This window comes from Paenibacillus sp. 01T443 (assembly GCF_056398325.1).
Window position 1 is genome coordinate 151284 of sequence record NZ_JBFTPE010000001.1, and the last position, 23065, is coordinate 174348.

15 protein-coding genes are annotated in these 23065 nt (G+C 47.4%); 6 read left to right on the forward strand and 9 right to left on the reverse strand.

Features of this window, described 5'->3' with window-relative positions; genetic code table 11:
- Window positions 1-39 precede the first annotated feature (39 nt).
- Genes AC1DLI_RS00755 through AC1DLI_RS00765 form a run of 3 tightly spaced genes read left to right on the forward strand, consistent with a single transcriptional unit; the run spans window position 40 to window position 2896 of the window.
- Complete coding sequence (locus tag AC1DLI_RS00755) at window positions 40-906, forward strand: class I SAM-dependent methyltransferase (protein WP_477598869.1); 867 nt, start codon at window positions 40-42, stop codon at window positions 904-906.
- Window positions 906-1619: an RluA family pseudouridine synthase gene (locus AC1DLI_RS00760; protein WP_477598870.1), complete on the forward strand. Its 714-nt coding sequence runs from the start codon at window positions 906-908 to the stop codon at window positions 1617-1619. The genes AC1DLI_RS00755 and AC1DLI_RS00760 overlap by 1 nt, the downstream gene beginning before the upstream one ends.
- A gap of 20 nt (window positions 1620-1639) precedes the next feature.
- Complete coding sequence (locus AC1DLI_RS00765) at window positions 1640-2896, forward strand: CapA family protein (protein ID WP_477598871.1); 1257 nt, start codon at window positions 1640-1642, stop codon at window positions 2894-2896.
- 19 nt (window positions 2897-2915) lie between these two features.
- Here the strand turns inward: AC1DLI_RS00765 and AC1DLI_RS00770 are convergent, their stop codons facing one another.
- Entirely contained in the window at window positions 2916-3320 is a 405-nt protein-coding gene (locus AC1DLI_RS00770; RefSeq protein ID WP_308998833.1) for a MarR family winged helix-turn-helix transcriptional regulator, read from the reverse strand.
- Between the two features lie 204 nt (window positions 3321-3524).
- On the opposite strand from AC1DLI_RS00770, the gene AC1DLI_RS00775 reads away from it, so the two are divergent.
- Window positions 3525-3692, forward strand: a complete 168-nt coding sequence (locus AC1DLI_RS00775) for a hypothetical protein (protein ID WP_477598872.1) — start codon at window positions 3525-3527, stop codon at window positions 3690-3692.
- Here the strand turns inward: AC1DLI_RS00775 and gyrA are convergent.
- From gyrA to AC1DLI_RS00805, 6 genes are all read right to left on the reverse strand, one after another.
- A complete protein-coding gene (gene gyrA / locus AC1DLI_RS00780) occupies window positions 3673-6135 on the reverse strand; it encodes a DNA gyrase subunit A (RefSeq protein WP_477598873.1) in 2463 nt (820 codons plus the stop codon). The two genes, AC1DLI_RS00775 and gyrA, sit on opposite strands and share 20 nt — an antisense overlap.
- A gap of 12 nt (window positions 6136-6147) precedes the next feature.
- Entirely contained in the window at window positions 6148-8118 is a 1971-nt protein-coding gene (gene parE / locus AC1DLI_RS00785) for a DNA topoisomerase IV subunit B (RefSeq protein ID WP_477598874.1), read from the reverse strand.
- Between the two features lie 1223 nt (window positions 8119-9341).
- A complete protein-coding gene (locus tag AC1DLI_RS00790; protein WP_477599344.1) occupies window positions 9342-11303 on the reverse strand; it encodes a glycoside hydrolase family 127 protein in 1962 nt (653 codons plus the stop codon).
- Between the two features lie 31 nt (window positions 11304-11334).
- Window positions 11335-12456, reverse strand: coding sequence for a response regulator transcription factor (locus AC1DLI_RS00795; protein WP_477598875.1), 1122 nt, complete (start codon window positions 12454-12456; stop codon window positions 11335-11337).
- A 231-nt stretch (window positions 12457-12687) separates the two neighbouring features.
- Entirely contained in the window at window positions 12688-13893 is a 1206-nt protein-coding gene (locus AC1DLI_RS00800; protein ID WP_477598876.1) for a cohesin domain-containing protein, read from the reverse strand.
- Window positions 13894-13909: 16 nt separating this feature from the next.
- Entirely contained in the window at window positions 13910-17746 is a 3837-nt protein-coding gene (locus AC1DLI_RS00805; RefSeq protein ID WP_477598877.1) for a beta-L-arabinofuranosidase domain-containing protein, read from the reverse strand.
- 301 nt (window positions 17747-18047) lie between these two features.
- Between AC1DLI_RS00805 and AC1DLI_RS00810 the strand changes: the two genes are divergently transcribed.
- Both AC1DLI_RS00810 and AC1DLI_RS00815 read left to right on the forward strand, forming a co-directional pair.
- Window positions 18048-18974 carry a peptidylprolyl isomerase gene (locus AC1DLI_RS00810; protein WP_477598878.1) on the forward strand — a complete coding sequence of 309 codons (927 nt, stop codon included), beginning with the start codon at window positions 18048-18050 and terminating at the stop codon, window positions 18972-18974.
- Window positions 18975-19019: 45 nt separating this feature from the next.
- Window positions 19020-19472, forward strand: a complete 453-nt coding sequence (locus tag AC1DLI_RS00815) for a hypothetical protein (protein ID WP_477598879.1) — start codon at window positions 19020-19022, stop codon at window positions 19470-19472.
- Here the strand turns inward: AC1DLI_RS00815 and AC1DLI_RS00820 are convergent.
- A complete protein-coding gene (locus tag AC1DLI_RS00820; protein ID WP_477598880.1) occupies window positions 19450-21252 on the reverse strand; it encodes a sensor histidine kinase in 1803 nt (600 codons plus the stop codon). The two genes, AC1DLI_RS00815 and AC1DLI_RS00820, sit on opposite strands and share 23 nt — an antisense overlap.
- A gap of 71 nt (window positions 21253-21323) precedes the next feature.
- Window positions 21324-22922, reverse strand: a complete 1599-nt coding sequence (locus AC1DLI_RS00825) for a response regulator transcription factor (protein WP_477598881.1) — start codon at window positions 22920-22922, stop codon at window positions 21324-21326.
- Window positions 22923-23065 lie beyond the last annotated feature (143 nt).

Genomic DNA, 23065 nt, shown 5'->3' on the forward strand with positions numbered 1-23065 from the left:
ATATTACAAAAACAACGTCAAGGAAGGGTTACGAAAAACATGTACATAGCAGATAAATGGGTAGACTACGAGGTTATAGATACGGGAGACGGGGATAAGCTGGAGCGTTGGGGCAATTATACGCTTCGTCGTCCCGATCCGCAAATCATTTGGCCGATTACAAACGAAACGGGCTTATGGAAAAAAGCAGACGGGCATTACCATCGCAGCAACTCCGGCGGCGGCCAATGGTCGATGAGCGACACGCTTCCCGAGCGCTGGACCATTTCATATGGCGAGCTTAATTTTCACATTAAACCAACGAATTTTAAGCATACCGGCTTATTTCCGGAGCAAGCGGTCAACTGGAGCTGGATGATGGACAAAATCCGCTCCGCAGGCAGGCCTATACGCGTGCTGAATCTATTTGCCTACTCGGGTGGCGCTACCGTTGCTGCTGCCGCTGCAGGCGCTGAGGTATGCCATGTGGACGCGGCTAAGGGCATGGTCCAATGGGCGAAAGATAACGCACAGCTTTCAGGACTGGAATCTGCGCCAATTCGTTATATTACGGATGATGTATTCAAATTCGTGCAGCGCGAACAGCGCCGCGGCAAGCAATATGATGCAATCATTATGGATCCGCCGTCTTATGGACGGGGGCCGAATGGCGAAACTTGGAAGCTCGAAGAAAATCTATTTCCGTTTTTGCAGTCCTGCACATCTATTCTGTCCGATAATCCTTTGTTTTTGCTTATCAACTCTTATACGACGGGGCTCTCTCCTTCTGTGCTGCACAACCTGCTGCATATGACGATGAATGCAAAATACGGCGGCGAGATCAATTGCGGGGAAATCGGATTGCCGATTACGAAATCCGGCCTTAATTTGCCCTGCGGTATTTTGGGACGCTGGGAGTCTAAGTAATGTCGATCAAGGTGTTATTTGAGGACAATCACATTATTGCTGTTGTGAAACCGCCCGGCGTTCTCTCCCAAGAGGACGACACGGGCGATCCCGACATGCTGACACTGCTTAAGCAGGACATAAAGGAAAGATTTAACAAGCCGGGAAATGTATTTCTCGGCCTCGTTCACCGGCTTGACCGCATGGTTGGCGGAGTCATGATTTTTGCCAAAACATCGAAAGCCGCCTCCAGACTATCCGAATCGGTTCGCAGCCGCGATTTTGGAAAAACTTATGTCTGCGTCGTACAAGGAGTACCCAACAAGCCCCAGGCCCGCCTAACGAATTTTATCCGCAAGGATAACAAGCAAAATCAAGTCACGGTCTATAATAAACCGACAAGCGATGCAAAAGAAGCCATTTTAGATTACGAGGTGGCAGCCGTTTCCGGCCGTTATTCACTTATCGCCGTTAAATTGCATACGGGTCGACCTCATCAAATTCGCGCGCAGTTTGCACACATAGGCTGTCCGCTGGTCGGCGATCTTAAATATGGCGCCAAACCAACCGCCGGTATTGCTGAAATCGCATTATGGTCGACCTCTGTCTCCGTCCCTCATCCCGTTTCAAAGGAACGGATGAGCTTCCGCTCCGTCCCAAGCGGCTCGGATGCCTGGACATGGTGGATGGATGCGCAGCTTGAAGAGGCCTCCGGCATGTTAAGCAATGCGTAACAAGGAAGGACGAATATTAAATGCGCCGCAAACGGCACCGAAAATTTCAAGCCCTATTATTAGTACTTTGTTTCGTTGGATTGCTAATCATCTTTTTAGTGCCCTTCCTTACGGATCGCGCACCTGAGCCGTCTGACCCAAATCCGTCAGCAACTGCAGGGCCTGAACCTGATGAGCAAGCAACCGTTACGCCTTCGCCATCCCCCGTTGTGATTGAGCCGACGCCAACACCTGAGCCTGTATATGCAGACGCAGTATGGATGGCTGTAGGCGATGTGATGATGCATACCCCGCAGCTGCCAGGCGCTTTTGACAAAAAGGCAAACAGATATAATTTCAATCCTTTTTTTGCGGAGGTTAAGCCTATCTTGGAGCAGGGCGACTGGGTCATTGCAAATCTGGAGACCCCGATGGGCGGCGCAGAGTTCGGTTATTCCGGTTATCCGCAATTCAATGCACCCGTGGAGCTTGGCGAAGCGCTCAAGGCTGCTGGCTTTAACATCATTACGAATGCCAACAATCACTCTCTGGATCAAGGGGAAGCCGGCATACTGCGTACAATTGAGAACCTCAAAGCACTTGATGTTCCGTTTAAAGGAACCGCTGCGTCGCAAGAGGAAGCCGACAGCGCCGTGTTATCCGAGAAAAACGGCATTGTAATGGGAGTGCTGGCTTACACCTATGGAACGAACGGAATTCCGATTCCGGAAGGTAAGCCATACCTTGTCTCCCTGATAGACGAAGAAAAAATAAAAGCAGATATTAAAAAGCTCCGAGATGCCGGCGCAGATTTCATTACTGTCTCCCTGCACTTCGGGACAGAGTATCAAATTACGCCAAATGATGAACAAAAACGTCTAGCTAGAAGCTTAGTAGCTGCGGGTGCGGATATTATCGCCGGTTCGCATCCACATGTCGTGCAGCCTTATGAAGTCGTTGAAACGACCGATGAGAACGGCCATGCAAAAAAAGGTCTTATTATTTATTCTATGGGTAATTTCATTTCTAACCAGCGGGGCGACTCGAAGGATTACGGGGTTATTTTCAAAGTAAATGTTCGTAAAAATATGACGGACGGCACCGTGGACTTTACGGATATCGAATCGATTCCGACATGGGTCCATCGTTATAAACCCGATAATTCTTACCGCTACCGCGTATTGCCGATTGAAGAAACGATTACTGCGATTACCGATACCTTACTAACAGAAGCCGACTACATTGTGCTAAAAAAAAATTACGATATGCTGCGCAATCGGCTCGATTCTATGAAATAAGCTCTTCCACCGCTAGTGCTTACAAATTAGCAACTTTGCCCAACAGGTAAACCAACAGCTGCTGATTATGAGAGGAAATGCGGTCCAACGATTGTTCGATCAATTCGGTTCGAATCGTTGTACCGCGATCCGCCTCAGCCTTTCCCTTCTCCGATACAGAAACCCACACGATTCTTCGGTCATTATCATCACGCGTGCGTTCGATCAACTCATTTCGTTCCATCCTGTCAAGCAGCGTCGTAATCGCAGCAGGCGTAGTAGCCAAGTATTGCAGTAGATCCGAAGGTTTCATCGGCTGATGCTGAAGCAGCAGCTCAAGTACGTTAAGCTGGCCTTCCGTTAATGGAGCTAGCGATTGTTCCAAGTTAGTTTTCCAATCCCGTGATAGCCTCGTCCATAATCGAGTAAATTCTCCAGACACCATACTCTCACACCAACTCTCTGTCAATTTCCAACTATTTGTTTTTAATTATAGCAGTCTTTAATGTCGAATTAAAGATTAACCCGATTAATAATTTGCGCTATTAATCGATACGAAGTCGAACATTATGACAGCGTTAGACATACAATGTGGCGAAGGCCCAGCGCCATGTCTATTTATGCTTATAAAGTAAGGAGCGTGTACCGAGTGGAAGAAAGAAAAGCGATTATCATGGAAAAAATCAAAAGTTACGGCATCATAAAAGACCCACAATGGCTGGACCGCCCGGATGAGCTGGTACCATTGTGGGTCATGCTTGAAGCCATATTAGAAGTGATTGAACGGTTTGATCCGCCTAATCGGCCTTTTGATTAGAATCTGAGCTAGAGCGTGCGAGCGTATTCGTTATTACATCCGATTTCTCAACCGGGAACACCAGCTTACCAATCGCTTTACGCTCTTCAATCGGAGCCTTCTCCGAAGTAGCAATTAACTTTGCACCCGATGAGGTAAACGCAACAATTTCTTTCGCTGCTTTGCTATAATAAGCTCCGACGAGTGAGGCTCCGTTCGGACGTACTCGCTTGCCTTCTTTAAATTCGAAGGTTTGTACGCCTTTGCCTCCTCTGCCTTGTATCGGATAATCCAGAAGCAGCGTTCGCTTAGCGTATCCGATATCGGAAATGACGAGCACTTCGCCTTCATCTTCAGCAACCCATTCCGCAGCGATAAGCTCGTCTCCATCCTTCAACTGGATTCCTCTAACGCCAGTTGCCACTCTGCCCATCGGATTAACCTCAGTCTCAGCAAAACGTATGCTCATTCCCTGCTTCGTTACGAGCATAATTTGCTTCGAGCTGTCGCTGAGGACAACTCTTATGACTTCGTCCCCGTCCGAAACCTTGCATGCTGCTACAGCGGTTGATCTCGTTGTGGCGTATTCCTTAAGCTCCGTCCGCTTGACCTGGCCTTTCTTAGTTACGAAAACAAGCGATGCGGTGGAAGATTGAATGTCTTTAATCGGAATCACGCTAACGATCGAGTCATCCTTTGGCATCGGCACAACGTTAACGATTGCAGTCCCCGTTTCCTTCCACTTGAATTCCGGAATCTGATGGACCGGCAATAAATAATATTGGCCTTTGCGTGTGAATAGCAGCAAATTATCTATCGTATTTACCTCAAGGAGCTCTTTTACAAAGTCGCCTTCCTTGACGCCGGCATTTTGCAGCTCGCCACCTGACCTCGTAAATGAAAGCATGCTTGTCCGTTTCACGTAACCGTCTTGGCTGAGCGTTACAAGAACATCCTCAGGCGTTACCAACACTTCAAGGTTTACCTTCAGCTCTTCAATTTCTCCGCGCAAATCTGAACGGCGATCAATCCCGTATTTCGTCTGGATCTCAAGAAGCTCATCCTTGATGACGCCGATAAGCTTTTTCTCACTTGCCAAGATTGATTTTAAGTAAGCAATCTTCTTCATTGCTTCTTTAAGCTCTTTCTCAAGCGTCGTAATCTCGAGATTGGTTAAGCGGTATAGCTGCAAGGTGAGAATAGCATCTGCTTGACGAGCGGTGAAACCGAACTTCGCGATCAGATTATCTTGCGCGTCCGCACGGTTTTTGGAGGCTTTGATCGTTGCGATAACTTCATCCAAGATATTGAGCGCCTTTACGAGACCCTCAACCACATGTGCCCGATCCTCAGCCTTTTCGAGATCGTATTTCGTCCGGAAGGTGACGACTTCCTTCTGATGCTCGATGTAGGCCGACAAGATTTGCTTTAAACCAAGCTGCATCGGCGTTTTATTGACGATTGCGACCATATTGAAGCTGTATGCCACTTGAAGATCGGTTTTCTTAAACAAATAGGCTAGAATCCCCTGCGCATCGGCGTCTTTCTTAAACTCGACGACAATTCGGAGTCCGTTACGTCCGCTCTCGTCGCGCACCTCTGCAATGCCCTCGACCTTTTTCTCGATCCGGATGTTTTCCATTGCGGTAACCAGACGGGATTTAACGACCTGGTAAGGGATTTCAGTAATGACCAGCTGCTGCTTGCCGCCGCGCATGTCTTCGATCGCTGTTTTGGCGCGTATGTAAATACGTCCCTTGCCAGTTGCATAAGCATCGCGAATACCTTCTTCGCCCATAATGATGCCTCCGGTCGGAAAATCCGGGCCTTTGACATAAGTCATGAGCTCTTCCAGTGTAAGCTCAGGACTGCCCATAAGCGCGATACAAGCATCGATGATCTCGCGCAGGTTATGAGGCGGAATCTCCGTGGCAAAGCCGGCAGAGATGCCGCTGGTCCCGTTAACGAGCAAATTAGGGTACCGCGACGGCAGCACTACCGGCTCCTTCGTTGTATTATCGAAATTATCTTTAAACTGAACCGTTCTTTTCTCTATATCACGAAGCAGTTCCATCGCAATAGCGGACAAACGCGCTTCTGTATAACGCATAGCTGCCGCGGGATCATCATCCTGCGAGCCCCAGTTTCCGTGTCCGTCAACGAGCGGATGCCCCATCTTCCATGGCTGTGCCATCCTTACCATACCTTCATAGATGGACGAATCACCGTGCGGATGATAGTTACCCATGACGTCGCCGACCGTTTTAGCCGATTTGCGGTATTGCTTGTCCGGCGTATTTCCCGAATCATACATCGCATATAGAATACGACGCTGCACCGGCTTCAAGCCGTCGCGAACGTCAGGAATGGCGCGGTCCTGAATAATATACTTTGAATAGCGTCCGAAGCGGTCTCCCACAACCTCTTCCAAAAACGCCGGTAAAAATTGTTCCAGCATACTCATGCAGAAATCCCCCTACTCCTCATATTCCATAAAGTCGACATTTTCTACGATCCATCGCTTCCGCGGATCTACCTTATCGCCCATCAGCGTCGAAACTCTGCGTTCTGCTTTGGCAGCATCCTCGATCTGCACTTGGAGCAGCGTACGTTTCTCTGGATCCATCGTTGTTTCCCAGAGCTGATCAGGATTCATCTCTCCAAGTCCTTTATAACGCTGCAGCTCGTAATTTTTGCCGTATTCCTTTAAATAATTTTGCAGCTGTTCATCCGTCCATGCATATCGGATCGTTTCCAGCTTTCCTGATTTACGGGTAATTTTGTACAAAGGCGGCTGCGCGATATACACACGGCCCAAATCGATAAGCGGCTTCATATAACGATAGAAAAAAGTAAGAAGCAATACTTGAATATGAGCGCCGTCCGTATCCGCATCCGTCATAATAATTATTTTGTTGTAGTTGCATTCTTCCGCTACAAATTCAGAACCTACGCCCGCACCGATGGCCGATATGATCGCTTTGTACTCATCGTTTTTCAAGATATCGATAAGCTTCGCTTTCTCCGGGTTCATTGGCTTGCCTTTGAGCGGCAGTAGCGCTTGGTATTTCGAATCACGGCCTTGCTTGGCCGAACCGCCGGCGGAATCCCCTTCCACGATAAATAGCTCCGTACGCGTATAATCTTTAGATTGCGCAGGGGTTAGCTTGCCGTTAAGGTTGGAGCTCTCGCTCCGCTTCTTGCCGCTGCGGATTTCTTCGCGCGCCTTGCGGGCGGCTTCGCGCGCTTTTGAGGCTTGGAGTGATTTTTTCAACAGCATATGGGCGATCTGAGGATTTTCCTCCAGAAAAACCTGCATTTTCTCGGAAACGATCGCATCGACCGCGCTACGGGCAGAGGAGCTGCCGAGCTGATCTTTGGTTTGGCCGACAAATTCCACCTCGGACATCTTGATATTGATGACGACCATCATGCCTTCACGCAGGTCATTGCCTTCAAGATTTTTATCTTTATCCTTCAGCATTGCCGCTTTACGTGCATAATCATTCATTACTCGCGTATATGCCGTTTTAAAACCGGTTTCATGTGTGCCGCCGCCGCGAGTCGGAATGGAGTTAACGAAAGAAGCGATGGTTTCGGTATAGCCATCGTTATACTGGAGAGCAACCTCAACTTCAATTTCATCCCGCTCGCTTGCAAAGTGAATAACGTCATGCAGCACCGTTTTGTTTTCATTCAAAAACTGAACGAATTGACGCGCCCCGCCCTCGTAATGAAATACATCCTGCTTGCCGCTTCGGTCATCTTTAATTGACACCTTAAGGCCCGAGTTAAGAAAAGCGATTTCTTGAAGCCTTTCCGCAAGCGTATCATAGCTTAGCGTCGTCCCGTTCTGAAATACGCGGCCGTCCGGCTTGAATGTAACTTTAGTGCCCGTCCGGTTTGTTGTCCCGATAATCTCTAAGCCTCGAACAGGCTCACCTACATGCTCCCGGCCCGTTTCGTCGATCCAATATTCGAACCGTTGACGATGAATTTTGCCATCACGAAAGATATCGACCTCCAGCCACTCCGATAGGGCATTCGTTACCGAAGCGCCAACGCCGTGCAGGCCGCCAGACTTCTTGTATCCCCCGCCGCCAAACTTTCCGCCTGCATGCAAAATCGTAAAAACAACCTGAGGCGTCGGTATGCCGGTCTTATGCATGCCGGTCGGTATACCTCGTCCGTTATCATGAACGGTTACTGCTCCGTTCTTATGCAGGGTAACTTCGATAGCCGAACAAAACTTGGCTAAGTGTTCGTCGACCGCATTGTCGACAATTTCCCAAACCAAGTGATGTAAACCCGAGCTGCTTGTACTACCTATGTACATACCCGGTCTTTTTCGGACAGCAGTTAAACCTTCAAGCACCTGTATATCATCGGCCTCGTAATTTCGGTCTGCGGCCGCTGTATTTGCAAAGAGATCTGTTTGCTCTGACATGAGCGTCCCCCAATCTGTAGTACGTTTCCGTATCTTCAAGCTATTTTAATTCAAGTTGTCCTGTTTCGTAAAGACATCAAAGCAGTGGATCTGTGCCATAATCCGCCAAATCACAAGCACGATAAGGGAAAATGGAAGTCATTCCTCAATTCGGCAGCGATGAATAATCCCGTAGACATTACAGTATTAAAAAGGATCCGTACGGGATAGTCAACAAGCTGACCCGCTTGCAGCAATATATAGAATCATTGGGACATGTGATGCGAATGAGACGAATCAATAAGACATCCCCCGCATTTAGATCCCTGTAACCATAAGAATTGTCCAGCCCGCTTCTCCACAAAAAATGGCCAAAAATCATATGACGTAATAAAAATGTTAAGACATCCGTTAGGGGTACGTATAAGGATAACATATTTCGCTTATTAAACATCATCTTCCGCTTCTCAAACAATCTAGTGTGCCGCTTGAATATAAATCGTGCCCGTCGTTCGATCACTTGATACCATTTCCGATCCGTTTGTTTATACGAAACCTTCAGCTCAGCGTAAGTAAAAATCGGAATAAGCGCAAGCAAAATTAAATTGATTGCGAAAAAACTTTTTTTCTTTCCTATTTTCAGCCTCTTGGTTTGGATCAGCCTGCACATAATAATCAACTATATTCCCTCCATAATTCACTATGGGTATGACGATCTAATCTAGAGCAGATCTGGCAGCTGTTAAAATAACTGATGTTAGCATGTTTTACAAATTATTGGGATTTATGTATGGTTTGAATAAATATTATGGCCTAATGATTCGAATTGGGTACGAAATAGAGACTGTAGCTCCCCCTGATATAAGTTATACTTAATCAACAATATCTTTTGCGAGGTCAAAAATGACGGAGAATCCACGCATTGACTGTATGAAATGCAAACATTTTTATATTACATGGGATCCTGTTAGTCCTAGAGGATGCAAAGCCTTTGGATTTAAAACAAAAACGATGCCAAGTCTCACGGTCTTGTCTTCCTCCGGGAAGCCTTGCCTGCAATTCGAGGCTAAACAAAAGGCTAAAGCTTAGCTGAAAAACGTTTAGGAATGATAACCGCCAGCAAACAGAAGGGGCTGTCCTTGTAGGTCTATTAAGACCTTCCGGGACAGCCCCTTCCGCAAATGTGCCTCTACATCTATTCTTTTAACATTATTTGTTGGCGGAGATCGAACTTGAGTTCGGCCCTATTCCTCTCTCATCCAAACTGTCATTTCGCCGCATTCTCGATTAGCCCAGGCGTAATAAGGAATGAACGTTACCGCTGCTTTGACGCTGGTTTCTGACGAGGCCGGCTTGTAGAGTTTGCCGTTCCAATCGGTGGCCGAGGTTCGTTCCGCTAGTCCGCGAATAATCGTAACACCTCCAAGAAGATCGCTTTGATAGATAGCTTGTAATTCCGCTTCTTTCGGTAGCAATAGCTCATGCAGCAAACTCCCGTTATCGGCTTCTTCCAAGCAGTAGACAAAAGGCCCTCTCTGCAGGGCGACCTTACCAATCGTTTCGCGAACGAGCGGATTCGCATTCATGCGGATGATCGGCATCTCCAGATCTAATTCGACCACATCTCCATCCTTCCATAGCCGATCAACCATGATATAGCCGTTCACCAGGCGGCCGTCAGTCAAAATCGGCTCTCCGTTGACCGATATTCGCATTGTCGGACACCAGTTCGGCTGCCGAAATGCTAGAGAAATGACGGCCTCACCGCCAGGAAACACCTTTACGGCAACTTTGTTATCGTTCGGAAAATCGGTCTCTTGAACGAGCCGAACGTTATATKTACCAAGCTTCAATTTTGCCTCACCGCCTACATAAAGATGGACAAATGCGGTTTTCTCGCTCGTGGAATAGACATAATTACTAAGGGATGACAAAAGCCGTGCCACATTCGGCGGACAGCAGGCACAACCGAACCAGCCCTGCCGCTCAGCCTTCACATGCTGTTTATTATGGTGATGGCATGCCTCAGGCACAACCTCAAGCGGATTAACATAAAAGAATTTTTTACCGTCCAACGACATACCGGCGAGTACGGTATTGTAAAGAGCTCTCTCGAGCACATCCGCATATTGGCTGTTCGGCTCCAGCCGGAGCATCCGTTCCGCGAAGAAAATAAGTCCGATCGAAGCACAGGTCTCCGCATATGCGAGATCGTTCGGTAAATCATAATCGTAGGAGAACCGTTCGCCGAAGGCTTGTGAACCGATTGCCCCCGTAATATACATTCTTTTGCCTGTTAGATTATCCCACAAGCGCTTGCATGCTTCATAGAGACTAACATCAGCGGTTTCCGCAGCGATATCCGCCATGGCGGTGTACATATAGACTGCTCTTACGGCATGACCAGTCGCTTGCTGCTGCTGCCTCACCGGCTCATGCGCCTGTGCGTAATCCCCGCCGAAATCCTTCATCTCAGGGAAAAAGGTTTTTCGTCCCCTTAGCTCCCACTCCTCTGTTAAATAGTTAGGCGATTGTCCTCTCTCATCGATGAAGTATTGGCTTAACTTCAGGTAACGATCATTTCCCGTAGCCCGGTACAGCTTGATTAACGCCAGCTCAATTTCCTGATGGCCGTCGTATCCTTGAAGCTGCCCCTCTCCTTTTCCAAAAACCGAATCAATATAATCAGCAAATTTGCACATGACATCGAGCAGCCTGCGCTTGCCAGTAGCATCAAAATAAGCAACAGCCGCCTCCATCATATGGCCTGCACAATATAGCTCATGGCACTCAGCCAAATTGGTCCATCGCTTATCCGGCTCTTTAATCGTGAAATACGTGTTCAAGTAACCGTCGGGCTGCTGCGCCGCAGCAACCAAATCAATGACCTCGTCTGCCAGCCTCTCTAAATCTGGATCAGGCATAACCTGCAGGCTGTATCCGACTGCTTCCAACCATTTTGCAACATCGCTGTCTTGAAACACCATGCCTTGGAACTCCCCTGATTCAAGACCTGCTGCAATTCGGAAGTTTTGAATGGCAAAGCTCTTTTCCGCCTCAGGAATCCGATCATGGATAGCTTCATACTGATACGGAATGACCGTGTTTCTCACCAACTGAATATATCTCGACCAAAATGGGCTATCTATCCGCATGTCCTTAAGTGCCGGCGTTGTGATTTGTTGCTGCTTGGCTAAATGATTCATCAACTAAAACCCTCCCCTTGTTCGCGATCCTTCATCCTCTAAGGACAGAAGCCGCTTTGTCTTTCTTCCGAAATTCCCTTGTTGTCGTTCCTGTGAATTTTTTGAATAAGAAACTAAAATAATGGGCGTCGTTATAGCCCACTTTATAGGCGATCTCATAGGTTTTGAAATCCGTCGTCTGCATTAAATCAATCGCATGGCTCATTCGTACGCAGGTAAGAAACTCGACAAAAGTTTGACCGGTTTCCTGACTGAAGATCGTGCTGAAATAACTGGGGCTCATGCCGACATGCTGGGCAACGGTATGAAGGGATAATTCGTACCTCATTGATTGCGCGCGGATAAAGTCCTTAGCTTTAATGATTTTTCCCGCATATTTATTGTTAGACTGCTCACGGAATCTCGTAACCGTCGCCAGCAGAACGGCTATAAAATCGACGGCTTCCTCATAACTGCTTACGTTTTTTATTTTTTGCTCGAGAACGGTGATCTCATCTTCAGAGAGCCCCGCGCTGCTAACGGCTTCCTTGCAAAATTGAAGCGCAGTTAATGCGAGCTCCATACAAACATAGCTGCCGATAAAGGAGTTCTTCCAATCTATTCCGTCAAGACAGCGCATATATTTTGCCGTAAAGTCCAATGCGTCCTCGGCTTGGCCAAACTTCATGAAGTCGCTTATTTCCGCCCTGTCGATCGCAATCAGCTTCTGCATGGAAAACGTTTCTGGTTTGCCATTGACGCATTCYTGCTCCCTTTGTATTAAGTCCTGCTTTTTTTGGAAATCGATCTGCTTGGTGGCCAAACGAACGACTTCGCTGAGCTCTAACGAACTGATCGGTTTCAAGCAGTACTCGCTTACCCCTATACGTAATGCCTCAAGAACATAATTGAACTCTTCATGTCCGCTAAGCAAAATTATTTTCACGGAAGGCATATTGCGCTTAACATATCGGCTGAGTTCCAATCCGTCCATAAATGGCATTTTAATATCGGTGACGATGATATCCGGATTTAGCTGATTAATTAATGGAAGCGCCAGCTCGCCGTCTGACGCTTCGCCGCAAAATATGCAGCCAATGGACTCCCAATCGATTCGGTCGCGGATCGCTTCCCTTATATCCGGTTCATCATCGACCAAAAACACTCTTTTCACTGAGGTCGCCTCCTTTATGATGAAGTAGGAGTATCTCCCGTTCACCTCCGCATCTTTGCTGAATGTAAGCATTTTCATTTCTCCTACATCTTAGCAACTATTGCCGGATGCCACTATACAAACGGGAACATTACCAAATTATTTCTACGATTACAAAGAAATGAGAATAAAAAATCGGGCGTCAGACCCTAAACAGGTCCGACGCCCGAATATTTTCACCACGATTTCCAGCTACCAGATAAAAATCAATCTAGCCAAAGCAGCGAGATCCTCGATGTCGATTTTTCCGTCATGATTAAGATCGCTTCCCTTCACGGCATCCCAGACTGGTTTTTGCGATGTCATGCCGTATGCTTTTGCCATAACCGCCAAATCGCCAATGCTTACGCGGTCATCATTGTTATTGTCACCGTTAACCTTTGTTATGACAGCCGCTTTGAAGGCTTCGAGCGCAGCATTCAAATCTTCGGCTGCTTTCGTCACCGCGATTTGCGTTGCGCTCGCGTCGCTGGCGATGAGCACAGCTTTATCAATTGCTTGCTGCAGTGCATCCTTCGAACCAGCAGGATATTGGCCAATTCGGTTGCCTTCAATGGCTGCATGATGGGTTTGCTGTGCATCAGCCAATAAAGCATTCAATGCGGCTTTGTCAACGTGTCCGATCTGAATGCCGTGAGATGCGCCTTGCAGCATCGTTTCAACACCACTGCTGTCTGCCGTGATCAATTCGGTAATCGCAACATTCGCGATGCCGTCCGCTGCGTTCTCCTTAGCCTTAAACGTGAATTTCATATGATCGATATTTCGGCTTGCAGGCGCATCATTGAGATGAACGCTTAAAAAACGGATTTTCCCTTCTGTCTGTTTAAACTCGGCAATTGTGAAATTCACTTCGTCCATGGACTGTGCAGATATGAACTCAAGCTTGGTTTCATCAAAAACTAGCGTCATATCTTGAGCCATAACGTCTTCTTCGACTCCCTTTAAGCCAAACACGAGTTCAACATTTTGCCCAGCCTGAACAGTATCAGGTCCTTTAAGCACTGCACCGGCAAGGGTACCGTTTAATTGAATGGTTCGTTGATAAGGCGTATTTACTTCTTCCCCGCCGGCTCGCAAAAGATAGTCACCGGAACTAACTGCGGAAGGCAAATAGGTGAAAGCGAAGAAGCCATCCGCTCCGCTTGTCGTTTGATTCAAATAATCCAGCTTGCCGCTCGGGTCGGTAAAGGTCAGCGTTACTTGCTTCCCGCTGCCCGATGCGATTTTCCCTTGAACAGTTACGAAGCCGGAGGCTTCATCCACATTCACGGTTTGTACGGTTACTTCTTCCTGCTGTTCTGATGCGCTAACAATGTTAGCGGTCATAAACAAGCTTATTGCAACGGCGAGCATAAGCTTAAAGCTCAATAAGCGTGCTGGCAACCATCTTGTCATATCCTCATTCCTCCTTTTACGAGTTGATGTTGAAATAAGCGTGATACCTGAAATTATGGGCCTCATACATCGGTACGAGCGGCACGCCGTTCGTCATAAAGCTTAGAGGCCCAGTAGAAGTAATCGACTGGGACAATTGATTTTCATTCAACAATAAATTCAACCATGTCGTGCTGTTGCTTTTGCCGACCAAAACAAGGGGGCCGTAATAAATGCTGCCTGTTTTTGCGTCATCAGGCGTTTTCTCAAGCCGCAGGCTGAACGGCATATTAATATCGATTTTATCGCCCACCGTCCAAGTCCTGCTCAGCGTAACGTAAGTTCCTGATGCAGCCTCGATGTTCTGTTCAACACCGTTAATGGAAACGTTAAAGCCATTCTCTACCCAAGAAGGCACGCGGAGCTTAATGGCGAGCGGTCCGTTTCCGTCCACTGTAATGGAGGTCGCTCCTTCCTCCGGATAGCTTGTCGTTTGTGTGATCGTAAATCCTTTTGCCTGCCAATTCAAAGTGGACGGGATATAGAGATTGACATAGAGCGTCGATAAGTCCGCGGAATGGAAATAAATAGATTCTTGATATTTCACATGATTTTCTAGTCCCGTTCCCATGCAGCAGGTAAAGGAATTATAGTCATTCGTATACGATTTTTGATTGCCCGGTCCTAGCGGAACAAAGTAGGTCGTATGTCCATGATCCCCGTGCTGTTGTGATGCGAGTATGTGGTTGTAGAGCGCTTTTTCGTAATAATCCATATAGGCAGGATCAGGATTATGGAAGAACAGATTGCGGGTCAGTTTCAGCATGTTGTACGTGGCACAGGTTTCTGCCGTTTTGTCGTCAAGAATAGAGGCAATGGCGTCCGCTCCCTTGAACATCTCGCCCTGGCCGGTCCCCCCGATATTAAAGGTTCGTTTATCGACGACCATATGCCAGAAGTTATTTGCGACTTTGTAATAATAAGGATCATTTGTTTGATCGAATATACGCAAAGCTCCTGTTATTTGCGGGATATGCTGATTCGCATGCTTGCCGGTCAATGTATCCGTATTGTCAGCGGTCGGTTTAAATAAGGTTTCGTTATCGAATAACTTCGCGGTTTCCAGAAACGTATCGTTGCCGGTAATTGCAAACATTTCCGCGAGCACTTCGTTCATTCCGCCGTATTCCCCAGCAATATAGATGGACCACATTCGCTTCAGCTGCTCCTTCGGCAGCACGCTTAACCGTCCATGCGTCCATTCTCCCATCGCCTCTACAATTTCGAGAGCCTGATCATTTCCCGCATACTTGTAAGCATCAACAAGACCGGCCATAATTTTATGCAGCGTGTAATAAGGAGCCCAAATTGTCGGATAGGTCGTAAATTGCTCCAGTTTGATGAACTGATCCTCCGAATACCCGCTCAGAAATCCATCGCTGTACCCTTTGGCAGGCATGGCATCTTGGACCTTGCCAAGCTCGGTGATCATTTCATCCAGCTTCTGCTTGAAGCGATCGTCGCCGCTGCTGGCGTAGGCCATCGCGAGTGCTGACAAATAATGTCCGGTCGAGTGGCCGCGAAGATTAGAATTTGGCGCATCCCAGCCACCGAGCGGTTGTGCACCCTTGGTATCCAGACCTGCGGAATCGCGGAACGTATACAGCATCCGATCATTATCTACGAAGAGCAGGTACGAGTAAGTACGGTCCCGATTTTCGGTGAACGGGCTGGCTTCCAGCGAAACTTGGCTGAGTTGAAACGGCTGGACCGACCAGCTTGCATTGCCCGGAACGCCTTGTACTGTGGCGTTTTCACTTAAACTCCAAGCTGTCGTATGCTCCGCGCTTTTGGCACGAACAGCATATGTATGCGTGGAATTGTAGATCAGGCCCTTATGCTCGTACGGACTGCTGACATCGGTCATGACTATCCCGTCTACCTCAAGATCGTAGCTGACAGCCCCTGGAGCAGAATCCCACGTCACGTTTATTTGACTTTTCCCTTCCTCTGCCTTTGCAGATAGGCTGGACGGAGTCAAAGGGGCGCTTGATACATCCGCGAGCTGAGTAACGGTTGAGAGAGGCTTTTGCTTCGATGATTTGATCTCGTCGCCTTCCCATACGAATACCTTCACCGAATGTCCAGCAATGTCATTTGGAAGAAGCATTGATACGGATAGCTGCTCTGTCATTCCTGCTGCTACCTGCTTATTGGCATGTACGGCGTCCTTCATCCGTCCCGTTTCATCGAATCTGGCAGCCGTTACGAGCACAGGGATTGCGATGTCGCTTTTATTAATAGCTGTTACGGTCGTAAGGAGATTCTCGCCAGGCAGAAGCCGATCAAGGCTAAAGCTCGTTTGAAACAGCATTTCCTTGACCTTCACCTCTGCTATCGCCTTGATCGACGTGCCCGGCACCTCGCCCTCTACTTGGATTGTACCTGGTTCCTCATAGCTCGACGGGTCAATCTCTGCCCATGAGACTTCCATTTGCCTGCTTGTTTCACCGTCGTTATAATCGGCAATCACGATATTCGGAAGAGCAGGCTTTGTTCCGATTGCAGTCTCTGCATAGGTTTGCCTGAATCGCTGTATGGACAGCTGGAAGGGCTGCTCTATTACTCGAATTTCGAAAGCCTTCGTAAGGCTTGCCGCACCTTTTGTAATCACCGCCGTTAACGTTACCAGCGCATCGCCCGTGCGTGGCTCGGGCCTATTCACCTTTCCATCCGCACCTATGACATCGCTGTTGCTAGATTGCCATACAATGGTCGAACCGTTTTGCCCTATCTCCGGCAGGTCCATATCGGCAATAACCGCGTCGATATCTCCTAACTGCAGCTGTTCCTTGTCCAAAGCTACGATTTCTTGGTCGGAGAGCTTAGCCAACACTGTGGCTTGAAATTCCCTTATTACACTAATGCCGCCCTTAGCAATTGTCGCCGTAAGGAGCACATTCTCGTTTCCCTTACCAGGTTCAGGCCGAATTACTTTCCCATCAGTTGCGATGACTTTCTCATTGCTTGAAGTCCATGTAATCGTCGAACCCATTTGACCGAGAGACGGCAGCGCAATATCCGCCTCCACCGTAAATAAATTTCCTAAATTAATCGCATCCCGATCCGACTGCACGATAAATTCGTCAGACAGATCAAGGAGCGATGAAATTTCGGCTGCGCTAAGCGCTTTGTTGTAAATGCGGAAATCCTCGAATTTCCCCCGAAATGCAGGATCGCCGTTAAATTGCGATTTCCCTATAAAATTTGAAGTCGTGCTTCCTAGGCTGGCTGGATTCAAAGTTAAATCGTTATTTTCCGCCACTTTAACGCCGTCTTCGTACAAAATTCCCTTTTTCCCTTCGATGACGAAAGTGACATGCTTCCATACGCCTGTGCTTAAATCCGCTCCCTTTGTCACATGCTGCTCACTTCCCCAGCCATTGGTCGTAATCGCAGCAGCTAAGCCTTCCGCCCCCTCGTTTCTCCCTGTTGCCGTTACGAACATGTATCGTGTCGTCCCGCTTCCAAAATCAAATAATCTGGCATAGTCCTGCGAGCTGTCCATATACACCCAAGTAGAAACGGTAATATCGGTCACTCCGTTTAAAATATTATTGGGCAGCTGAACATACCCGCCCGTTAATTGAAGGGCCTTGCCGTTTTTGCCATCGGTTATTGCGGTGCTTCCCACGAGCGTTGCATCATTTCCTTTTCCCGATTGATCCTTTATTTTGCTTGCTTCCGCTTGATCGAAACGATACCAAGCAATTAGATTTGCTGTAGATGCATCCGCGAATACGTTAACGGACTGAATGATTCCTCCAAGCATAGCTGTGATCAGAAAGAGCGATATCCACTTTTTTATCCGCATCTCTTAAACCTCCTCATTACACTTCATTTTCAAATCCCTATTAAGCGCTTACACGAATTCTATTCCTCCTCCTCTACATCTTCAGTCTGCTAGGCACATCCTGACTATAGAAGGACGCGAGAATGAAGACAATGCGAATTCTTTCGAAAAAAGTTCAATATTTTCGAAGGGTGTTTTCTTCCTTTCTTTTGTGTAACCGACCGAATAAATTTCACCTTTCTTTGCTTATTTCCATTTGTTATAGTGACCTTGCGTCAACTATCTCTCGAATGCCATACGAACAAGGAAGGGGTAACAAACAATGAAACGAACTGGTCAGCGAATAGATCGAAGCTTACGCTTATGGATGTTTAGCTGCTTTACCTTATTCTTTTTACTGCTGCTGCTTTTATTGACCGGCTTCGTGAACGGACGTGCAAATATTAAAGCGTCTGTTCAAGAAACAATCGCGATGGTGAATGGCAAAGAGATCGTAAAAAGCCGTCTCTACGAAATGCTTATTGATACAGGCGGCAAGCAAGCATTGGAAAAGCTAATTGTGGAGGAGCTAATTAATCAAGAAGCAAGCAAGAAAAACATAGCCGTCACGGATGAAGACATCGACCTTGAGCTTGATATCTTAAAGAGGGAATACGATTCTCCTGAGGAATACCGCAGCAAGCTGGCGGAGGACGGCTTCACGGATCGTTCCATGCGTGCGCAGATAAGCATGCAGTTGCTGCTGCGCCAGCTGCTTTCGGACAAAACCCACGTTACCGATACAGACATACAAAATTACTATGACCAAAATAAAGCGCGTTGGACCAAGCAGGATGCGGTTCGGGTCTCTCATATTCTGGTTCAATCGAAGGAGCAGGCGGACGTGATTGCGGCAAAGTTAAAATCCGGCGAAGATTTCGCCAAGCTCGCCGGCCAGTTCTCGCTTGATCCGGGAGCAAAAAGCAACGGCGGGGATTTGGGCTTCATTGAACGAGGTTATTTGGAGCAAAGCTTCGAGGATGCCGCCTTTGCTCTGCAGCCTGGCGAGCCAGCGGAAATCACCGTATCAAGCCAAGGCTTTCACATTCTAGTCGTAACGGAACGACAAGTAAGCGCCGCAGCATCTTTACGCGAACGCGAAGAGCAAATACGAAATGAGCTGATCGATTCTGAAATCTATGATTTGATTGGTCCTTGGCTGGAGGAATTGCGGGCTGAGGCATCCATTGAACTGCTGCAGCTTCAATAGTTCTATAGGCTGGAATACGCATTATCCGAGGAAAGGAGGCACGGTATGAAGCGAGGTATCATGCTGCTTTTAACTTTTATCTTAGCTGCTTCAATCATGGGCTGCGCGAAAGTAACATCAGAGCCGTTGACGAAAGAACAATTTCGGGCCATGTACGAAAATGCAAATGCGTTTAAAGGGAGGAGCGTCGAGATCTACGGCGAGATATTCGCGACGCCCCAAAGACTTGAAAAAATGGTCTATATTCAACTATACGCTGATCCGATCAACCGCGAGCAAAGCGTTATTGTCGCTTTTGAGGAGCCTGGGCTTGACGTGCAAAACGGGGATTATGTCTACGTAACCGGGAAAGTCAAAGATGCTTTTACGGGAGAAAATACGTTTGGAAACAAGCTAAGCGTTCCAAGAATAATCGCAGGAGCCGTCCTTAAAATCGATCCGGCGACCGCCCTTTCTCCCCCCAAACGGAGCAAGCTTATTTCTGAAGCGGGATCGTAACCGCAACAACGGTCCCCTTTCCTATTTCCGAATGAATGTGCAGCTGAGAACGCTCTCCGTAAATGAGTGAGATACGCTGAGCAATATTTTTCACCCCGATCCCCTTCGCCTCCGGATTCAGCAAAGTCTGGACATGCTGCTCCGACATCCCCTTTCCGTTGTCACTTACTTCGAAAAACAGCATCTCGCCGCGCACTTGCCCGCTAATCCGGATCACGCCTCCCTTCTCCAATGCTTCAAAACCATGGATAATCGCATTTTCCACAATTGGCTGCAAGAACAGCTTCGGAACCTTACAATCGCCCGGCAATTGATCCAGCTCATATTCAACCTTAAAGACGCCTTCAAATCGGTTCTCCATAATATGCGTATAGCTTCTCAGCCACTCGAGATCATCCCTTAGCTTAACGATCTCCTGCTTGTTGTTTACCGTATATTGCAGCATCGTGGAAAGACTTACGATCATTTTGCTGATTGCTCTGTCGTCACGGTCGATCGCCATCCAATTGATAATATTCAGCGTATTGTACAAAAAATGAGGATTCAGCTGCAGGTTGAGCGCCATGATTTCCGCTTCMTTCTCGCGCAGCGTGCTCTCATAGTTTTCCTTAATTAGCTCTTGGATTTTCTCGTTCATATGATTGAACTTCTTGATAAGGATGCGAAACTCAAGCTGCGATTGATCCGGAATTTTGGTAGAGAAATCACCGGAACCGGTTAATTGGATCGCTACCAGCATTTTCTTGATCGGATTAGTCAGCCGTCCCGCGATAAAGGAAGCAATAACGATCGCCACGACGATTAGGGCAAGCGCGATCAAGAGATCCATATACCTTACGGTAGGCAAATTCCTTAGCAATTGGTTGTAAGGAATGACGGATACGGTTATCCAATCCGTTACTTTCGACGTGTCATAAGCAATAAGCACATCCTCGCCGTCCTCCTTCACGAGTGAAGTGCCTGAGGAAGCCTTAAAATCATGAAGGTACCACTCATTCTCATCTATTGTGCCAAGCTTCGAGATATCCGGATGCGTAACGATTTGGCCGTCTCGAGACACGATATAGAAATAGGAATCCGGCACAGGCAATCTCTGCTCAACCGTATTGCGGTAAAATTCTTCATTAAAATTTATGAGCAGCACGGGACGCTCCACCGATTCCGGCCAAGAATGGCTGACACCGTCAATAATTGGCGAGCTATTGATCATCCGAGCGCTGGAGAACACCATTTTAAACTTCTGATCCATCCCAAAAAGCTGCTCCTGATTATACACTCTCGTCAAATCGTAAGTAGGCACCCATACTATGCTCCCTTGGCGTTCCTTGACTTGATCGTAAATATAAGATTTTTGAAAGCCCTCCGGCGAAACGGATACGAAAGGAGAATTCGTCGTATACGTATGTGTTCCGGATCCAAAGCTGTAGTAGCTGGTCATGAGCTGCACGGTGTAGAAATCTTGACTATGCCCAAAATACTTATACAAAATGGCAGTCGCCTGCCGATCCATCTTCACAAGCTCATAGTCGTTTGCAGGCCGCGGCCTGTCAAATAGGCGAAATAAATCCGGATCGGAGATGAGCGCAACTGTTCTTTCTTCGATATTTTTGTAGACGATATCGCCGATCTCGTTATTTTTTTTGACAATTTCCTGGATGCTGTCCCTCGCATTTCGGACGATGATATCCGAGCTCGCATTATAATTGATATAACCGTTAATAACCGATGGAAGAGAAATGAGAAGCACAAAAAACAGGATCAGCTTCGTCCTGAATTTCATGTTTAATAATCGGTCCTTCACTAGTGGAATCGTAACGGTTCCCTCCCGTATGGATGTCTGCTGTTATCCGATTATCCCCGTTTCATGCTGCGGGCAATCGACCTGTATTCTTCAGGCGTCAACCCGAACTCCTTTTTGAATACGCGGTTGAAATATTTAACATCCTGATAGCCTAGCTGGCTCGCAACCTGATAGACCTTATCATTGCTCAGCTCGAGCAGCTCCTTGGCCTTCGTCAGCCTAATTTGGGTCAAATATTGACTGAAATTGATGTTCAGCTTGCTCTTGAAATAATGGCAGAAGTAGCTGCTGTTGAAATGAAAGACAGCTGACACCGACTCGAGCGAGAGGTCCTCCATGTAATGCTCTTCCATATATGCCAAGCATTTAAAAATGACCATTTCTTTACTGTCCCGCCTCGCTTCCGTGATCGCAGCAGAAATATCGGAAAGCCGGCCCGCGATGATCGTTTGAAGCTGCCCCAGCGCATGGACTGCAGCAAGAGTTTCCGCAATGCTAACAGCTAAGTGTTCTCGAATTTCGGGCTTTAGGTATTCCGTTGCTTCCGTAAGCTTCATAAGCAGTTTCTTGCAGTAACCGATCAGCTCGGCAGGCGCAGGCAGACGTTCACCTTCTACGAGTTTAGCAATGATTGCCCTAGACGCCTCATGAATCGCTTTATCATTATGCGATGCATGTATGGCTTCGCTTAACATGGCCTCAAGCCTCGCGTTCGGTTTGAGAAATAAGCGAGAATCAATATTTGATCCTGCGCAATCAAATACCATTCTCTCTTCCGAATAAAATCCTTCCATTGCGGCAATGGAAGCCTCTTTGAACAATTGGGGCGCAGCTATGGAAATGGCATCTGTACTGCGGCTTATTCCGACAGAAATGCGAACGCTTTCAAATTCGGCGAGCCTAATTTGCTCTTCAACCCGTGCAAGCAGCGGTTCCTCCAAACGTGAATTCGTTGCTGAGATAAGCAGGCCCCCATCCTGCTCCGAGAAAAAACTAATCGAAGCGCCGTTTTCACTTAACAGCGATTGTATTCTTGCTTTGATCTGTTCTCTGCATAAATCCAGAGCCTTCTCATCAGACATGTCCTTACCCTGAATCATGGTTACAAGGATGCTGCCCCCGCCATGGAACAGCAAGGAGTCACTAAGCTCCCTTTCCTCATCGCTTGATAGAGGCAGTCCATAAATCCAATCACTCAAAATACGGTTATGATACAAGGKGATGATGGTTTGCAGCTTTGCCGACAAGCGTTCCTGCTCATGGAGACTGGTAAGCTCTTCTTCTAAGCTTCGTTCAGCCTTTTCAAGAACATGGGTGAATTTGTCGATATCGACGGGTTTCAACACATACTCAAAGGAGCCTAGCCCGATCGCCTTTTGGGCGTACTCGAAATAATCATAGCCGCTTAAAAAAATTACCTTTTGCGGCTTCCGGCTGCTTGGCAGCCTTTCGTAAAAATCAAGCCCATCCATAATAGGCATTTGAATGTCCGTTATAATGATTTCGAAGTTTTCCGAATCGCAAATGTTTAAAGCCTCTTCCCCATTTTTTGCCGTATGTACGGCGTATTCCGGACGGAGCCGGCGCAATATTTTGGACAAGCCTGCCAAATGCCCAGGTTCATCGTCCACAAGTAAAATATTGTACATGTAGATCGCCCCTTTCCCTTGTCGTATCTTCATCCTATTCTACGTAAAATCGGTTTGCAATCGGAGGTTTTGTTGAATAATGGGGAATTCTGCCGATTCACTGCTATCTAGCGTAAACGGCTGACGCCGTCCTTGGCGGCAAA